This window comes from Lentimicrobiaceae bacterium, assembly GCA_020636745.1.
GTDB lineage: Bacteria > Bacteroidota > Bacteroidia > Bacteroidales > Lentimicrobiaceae > Lentimicrobium.
This window is the reverse complement of sequence record JACJXH010000006.1, coordinates 257,218-263,217: the sequence shown is the minus strand read 5'-3', so window position 1 is coordinate 263,217 and position 6,000 is coordinate 257,218. Positions and strand designations below refer to the sequence as shown.

The following is a 6,000-nucleotide window of genomic DNA, read 5'->3' as shown; positions in this document are numbered from 1 at the left end:
ATTCATGATATTTTTCTGGTATTTTAACTGGTTCATATTGGCCTCATGCATTTTTGCATACGAGTTATCTGTGGCTGCAGCATTGAGCCTGAAATAAACCAAAGCACTAATCAGTGAAATATTAAGTATTATCAGGATGGATATTGAATACTTATCTTTCTTCATTTGTCTGATTTTTTGTGGTTATAATCATCAACACCGGGTTATCAGTTTCTTTTACGTCTTTTAACTTATTGAGCAAATCTAACCTTCGCTGTTCTTGAAGGAACGGGGCAGTGGTTAGATTTTCATCAAGCATTTGCCGTATCTTCCATGCATCGACAAACGAAAAAAATTTATTATTGTAGGAAGCAAAAATAAGACCCGGAGTAAAAACACTTTCAGAAGTTTGTTCAAAACAACGAATCAGGTTCACAGTTTTATTAAGTTTATCAAAAATACATGTTAAATAAGTTTCAGAAGTGCTAAACCTGAAAACTAGAAATCTATTATTTTCTACCGGTCTTAAAATAGAATGGCAAATCTTATTTTCAGAAAAAAATGCATCAATGTGATATGGATTATTTATATCATTAGAAATGTGAGGTTTATAAGATCCAGCAATATAACTATTCGCTCCAAAATCGATTTTATAAGCAGGGAAGATATCGGAGTTGCTAACTTTGTATATTGTATCATTTAGTAAAGGAGGAGCCAGCAGAATATCTTTATTACTTTGAAAAAACACCTGGCCACCACCTGCATAATGACTATATTTCAATCGCTTAGACAAGATATCACCTGCACTATCTGTAATAATCAGACTATATTTTTCTTCATCCCGGATATCCGAGTAAGATGTAAACCACATATAAAAATTCTTACGCGAATCAATAAACCAGTCAACAGGAGTATTTGAAATTGAAAAGCACTTCTGAACAGGAAGGTTTTTGCTTCTTATTACTTTTTTTTTAGAATCAATTTGCAAATACTGAAGACTACCAAAAACATACAAATCACCTTCGGGCATTAAGCAGCCATCCATTACAAATGGAAGTTCATTAATACCTTTTCCATATTTACTAAATACATATTTACACTTACCGTTTTTCCCGAACAGAATAAGTTTCCGATTCTGCGACCTTATTAAAAAATCTTCATTATCCGATATCTGAATATTGCTAATTCTGTCTATCAAACCTGAATCCGGTGTTTCCAGACATATAAAATCAATATCACTAATCAACCCATTCCATCCATCACAAGATTGAGACTTTCTTATATCAATATTAATTACCTCCACATTTGGAAGCTTTCTTATCTTATTTTCAGAACAAGAGACTATTACAATAGTCAGCAGCACAAAATAACTTCGAATAATTTTCATGTTTACCATATTACAAACTACATTCAAGCAACAAATGCAACTGGGTTAATATTTGTTTATTGTTGAAATCTCTGTAAAACATTGTCATTTCTTAATTATGGCTTTTATTGAATACAGCCTATAAATTATTTATGTATCAAATTCGATTCTTTTAACTAAACATTTTATTTTAAATGAGTTATTAACAGAACGTGATTGTCTTCATTTGATATGTTTCTATTTATTTCCTTTATTGAACTCATAATGCGCTCTCCTGATTTATTATATGCGTCTGCATATTTATCTTTAAAAACATAAGCAGGCATTGCAAAAATGATAGATCCATTTGACTGTTTAAATAATTTAAAGTCTTCAAGATTAAGATACGTGTTCAATAGATATCTGTCATCAAAGATGCTCCTAAATATGGTTGTTTCTTTTGTTTTTTTGTCAAATAGTATGTTCCTTGCCTCATTTTCAGGCTTAGCGCACTGATAATATCTAAAATATGCGAGATTGGATGATTCAATAAAATTAAATATGCCATATACATAATTATTTTTGTTCAAAGAAGTGAAGAAATCAAGTATTGTATTGAAATTATTCTCAAATAACTTATTAGGAATAGTTTGCGGTCCAGGATCAACAATGTACTTTGGAGCAACACTGTTTTTTGATATTAGATATACTGTATCACTGAATGGTTCTGCTAATATTGTTTCTTGCCCGAATCTGGAAAGGCTTGTGGTGTTATCAACATGTAAGTATTTTGATTTTGCAATATTGATTGGAAGGTAATCAGCTAATGTTTTAAAATTCATCAATATTCGGATTTTAGAATCTTTTCCTTTCTCCTGGTAATCATTACCACTATAAAGTACTCTGCAATTATTATCCAGATAGCTGTATCTTTGAACCCATCTACCTATGTAAAACTCTTTATAAAAGATCCCATCAAAATCGTAAATTATAATCTTCTGATTTACAATGTCCAATATTTCTAATTTTTTGTTTATGGTATCGAGAACAAAGTCAGAAACTTCAATGTATTCTCCAGGACCTTTACCTTTGAAAGAATAGTTGCAAAGGAATCTCCCATTTATATCGAACAATTTGATGTCATCCGGAGTGCTTATAAATATTGAATCATTATAACAATGTATCCTGTTTATTCCTGAAATTAATGAACTGTCGTTAGTCTCCAGCTTGATAAAATTGATTGTGTCGAAAATCTCACTTATGCCAATTTTGTTATTGACTTGAGTAAAGTCCAAATGGATGACAGTTGGTTGTAATTGTGGACTTCGATCTTTACATCCGGCAAAAGATAGAATAAATAAAACTGAGCCTAGTAAGAAAAAATTTTTAGTTCTCATGAGTTTAATGTTTTTATAATAAATAAATCTGTAATGTAAAATAAAGGATTAGAACAACCCAATTATAACCGGGTTGTTCTGAGAATATTTGTATTTAGTGTTCAGGGCATGCTGGTGTAACATTTGGATCGCACCTGTCTCCATTATCCTTGCAACAGTATTTTGTTCCACTTTCATTACCATAAAATTTCATTGTCTTAGTGCCAGGATTTATGTCGGCATGACTTATATATACGGTAAATATTGCTATTGTTATTATCATTAAATTAATCGTCAAAACGTATTTAACAATATTTTTCATTTTTTTTGCAAATTTTAGAGGTTGAAATTTAATCTTTAGATAGAAAGTGTTTTAAGAGCATCCAGATATCACGGAGGCACATCCTTCACCGGCAGGAAATAACGCGTCACTTGCGCAACTATCCGGTGTGGATGTGCAGGAAATATTATGTGCTTAGAAACATGCGAGTTGATTAGATATAATACCCCCCCCCATGAAAATCAGCTGGTTATGTATTTCAGGGGCGAATTGATGTCTGATATAATTGAACGAAAGACTGTTCATAAAGAAATTTATCTGATATGTTTTTCTAATTATTCACAAAGCTAAAAAAGAAATTTATATAATGCAATAGAAAAATAAAAAAAAGCTAAACAGTCATTAATAAATTAAGCACAAGCTTGATATTTACAGGTAAATATGAGGCCATTAACAGAATAAGCGCCAATCCCACCAGGGCAAACATAATAAAAAGAGTGTCAACTGTGTAAGTGTTGAACAGTTTTCTCTCTGTTTTCGGGCTGTATTCCTAGCGTTTTAATTGAAACAATGGCTTTATGCCAGGCCTGCAGGTTGCCGTTGCACCAGGTTTTGAAGGTAAAACCTCCCTTCACAACAACATCTGACTTTAATAATGTGGTATCTGAAACTTTACCTGCAGATAAGGCCTTTTTATTATCCAAATCAGCATTATTATTGCTATTACAGCCTGTTAACAGTATTACAGAAATATAGAATAATAGCCTGGTTCGTTTATTCATATTCAGGGTCTATTACAGCAGTTGCTAAAAAGATAATGTATATTGGTAATGCTAAGAGCGTTCTTTTAAGATTCATTTTCTATTATTTTAAATCAGAAATAAGAAGAACCGGATTGCTGTATTCATTAATTCTATTTAGGTTATAAATTTTAAAATCTTTTTTATCATCGTCAGTAATATAAATATTCAGATAATTTGCCGGGATTACTGCATATAAGTGGTTATTATATAAAGTGGGATTATAAAAAAAGCTGGAACCACTATTAAATTTCTTTATAAGTACTCCAACGTTAATTCTCTTGTTTAAGATATAGGTAAAAATATCTGATTTATACTTGAACGAACTAATGAGAAAATCATCAGATTCTGTTGTCCACAATTTATACATCATTCCCAATTCAAGAGTAGCGAATTCTTTTAAAAGTTTTTCCGGGCCGTAAGACATTATCTCCTCCGGTTCAATACTCTTACCACCAAAATCAAAAGAATGAAACTGTTCCAATTTAGTTCTATTTAAACAATAAATGTATGAGCCGAATGCCTCTCTAAGGAGTAACTTATCCCTATATTTGTAAAATGGAGACAATCCAACTCCAATGGCATATTCCGGATGTTCGTGGAATCTTCGTACAATACGGTTCTCACTAGTCGAATACAACGTTATCCGTTCACCACCCAGATCTGTATAAAATGCCACAAGATCTTTTGAATAATTTGCAATATAATGAACTGCTCTGGTATCAGGCACATTATACTTATCATAGAAATCTCCATTAAATTGAAATCTGTATACCGAACCAATACTTGTCATAATGTCAATTGTAGTATCGAAGGGATTTATATCAAAATCTTTTATTTCAGGATATTCATTAGGCCCTTTCCCTTTTCTTTTTAATCGGGAAATAAACTTACCTTCTAAATTAAAGGTTACAATTGAATGATCAGAAATATCTAATATGAACAAGCTTGTATCGAAAATTAAATATTTTTTACAATTCCCAATTACCGAATTTTCGTTAAGTTCCAGATTTATAGCTTTTACAGACTTAAAAATATCTGTCATCACAGCATCTTTTTTATAATTGTCAACATCAATTGTAAATGGATTTTCTTTTATATTGTCTATTTTACATGACGTTAATAAAAGAAGGTTAATCAAGAAAGAAAAAACTAGCTTTATTTTCATATTTCTAAATTATTCAACAATAGAACTGCAATTTACAAACTGCAGTTCTATTATAAGTTATGCATTTATTAACTACCCAAAGCTCCGGCAAGATTAAGTAAAGATACTGTCAGACCATTACAATGGTCTGCCTGGCATCCAGTCCATTCGCAATACCATCTAATTCCGCCACCAAACGCGGCTTCGGATTTCATTATGTGACAATCGCCTGAATTATGACCTACGGCTGGACATGTAATGTTTGCATAGGTAGGTTGAATAAAATTCGATAGTGATATTTTCGCTGAACCAAAACTTATAGATGGTATGGAAAATATTGAGAGAAATGCAGTAATTAGCAATGTAATACAAATTCTTTTCATGATTTATTATATTTTAAGAATAATGAAAAAGTTATAAGGTGCTTTCAGTCCCTTTTATTGGAAACTCGTATTTGATAAATAATAATTCATTTATTCACCATTCAATTTGTCAACTTCACGGTGGCACATCCTTCACCGGCAGGCAATAACGCGTCACTTGCGCAACTATCCGGTGCGGATGTGCAGGAAATATTAAGTGCTTAGAAACATGTGCGTTGATTAAATATAACCCCCCACCTGAAAATCAGCTGGTTATGTATTTCAGGGGCGTATTGATGTCTGATATAGTTGAACGAAAGACTGTTCATAATTAATTAGTCTGATATGTTTTTCAAATTATTCACAAAGCTATAAAAGATTTTTTTAATGCAATAGAAAAATAGAAAAATGCCATACAATCATTAATAAATTAAGTGCAAGCTTGATATTTACAGGTAAAAATGAGGCTATTAACAGAATAAGCGCCAATCCCACCAGGGCAAACATAATAAAAAGAGTGTCAACTGTGTAAGTGTTGAACAGTTTTCTCTCTGTTTTTGGACTGTATTCCTTGCGTTTTAATTGAAACAATGCCTTTTTACCAGGCCTGCAGGTTGCCGTTGCACCAGGTTTCTTTGATGAATGTACCTTTTTCAACAACAGTGGCCGAAACCTGTGTGGTATCACTATAAATCGCATTAAGGCCAGTTC

5 protein-coding genes are annotated in these 6,000 nt (G+C 32.0%); all 5 read right to left on the bottom strand.

What is annotated here, in order from left to right:
* Positions 1-165: hypothetical protein (locus tag H6541_11140; GenBank protein ID MCB9016341.1), on the bottom strand; the 165-nt coding region annotated here is incomplete at its 3' end.
* The gene (locus H6541_11135) at positions 152-1,366 is read right to left on the bottom strand and encodes a 6-bladed beta-propeller (GenBank protein ID MCB9016340.1); all 1,215 of its coding nucleotides are present in this window, start codon (positions 1,364-1,366) and stop codon (positions 152-154) included. The genes H6541_11135 and H6541_11140, both read right to left, overlap by 14 nt.
* Before the next feature lie 164 nt (positions 1,367-1,530).
* Positions 1,531-2,721 (bottom strand): 6-bladed beta-propeller, encoded by a 1,191-nt coding sequence (locus H6541_11130; GenBank protein MCB9016339.1) that lies wholly within the window; start codon positions 2,719-2,721, stop codon positions 1,531-1,533.
* Positions 2,722-3,480: 759 nt separating this feature from the next.
* On the bottom strand, positions 3,481-3,684 hold the full coding sequence (locus tag H6541_11125) for a hypothetical protein (GenBank protein ID MCB9016338.1): 204 nt from the start codon (positions 3,682-3,684) through the stop codon (positions 3,481-3,483).
* 160 nt (positions 3,685-3,844) lie between these two features.
* Positions 3,845-4,948 (bottom strand): 6-bladed beta-propeller, encoded by a 1,104-nt coding sequence (locus H6541_11120; GenBank protein ID MCB9016337.1) that lies wholly within the window; start codon positions 4,946-4,948, stop codon positions 3,845-3,847.
* Positions 4,949-6,000 lie beyond the last annotated feature (1,052 nt).